1 pseudogene is annotated in these 585 nt (G+C 69.4%); it reads right to left on the bottom strand.

Annotation, left to right across the window (positions count from 1 at the left end):
* A pseudogene (gene kasB / locus A5646_RS23170) lies at positions 1–585 on the bottom strand (3-oxoacyl-ACP synthase KasB); the annotation flags it as partial.

The following is a 585-nucleotide window of genomic DNA, read 5'->3' as shown; positions in this document are numbered from 1 at the left end:
TCAGTACCGCCCGAAGGCGATGGCCACGTTGTGTCCGCCGAAGCCGAACGAGTTGTTGATGGCGTACTCGTAGTTGCCGGGGCGGGGTTTGCCGGCCACGACGTCCAGGTCGATTTCGGGGTCGAGGTTTTCCAGGTTGAGTGTGGGTGGGACGACCTGGTCGCGCAGGGCGAGCACGGTCAGGATGGATTCCACGGCGCCGACCGCGCCCACCGAGTGGCCCAGGGCGGCTTTGGGGGCGTAGACGGCGGCGTTGCCGCCGTGGGGGCCCAGGGCGTTGTTGATGGCCTTGGCTTCGGCGACGTCTCCGACGGAGGTGCCGGTGGCGTGGGCGTTGACGTGGCCGATGTCGGACGGGCTCAGGCCGGCGAGTTGGATGGCGCGGCTCATGGCGTGGCCGGCGCGTTCGCCGTTGGGGTCCGGGGCGACCATGTGGTAGCCGTCGGAGGTGATGCTGGCGCCCATGATGCGGGCCAGGATGTTGGCGCCGCGGGCCTTGGCGTGTTCTTCGGTTTCGATGACCATCAGCGCGCCGGCCTCGCCGAAGACGAATCCGGTGCGGTCGCGGTCGAACGGGCGACAGGC

Source organism: Mycobacterium sp. 1245499.0, from assembly GCF_001673615.1.
GTDB classification, from domain to species: Bacteria; Actinomycetota; Actinomycetes; order Mycobacteriales; family Mycobacteriaceae; genus Mycobacterium; species Mycobacterium europaeum_A.
The sequence above is the reverse complement of the archived record's forward strand: the minus strand, read 5'-3'. Positions and strand labels throughout refer to the sequence as shown.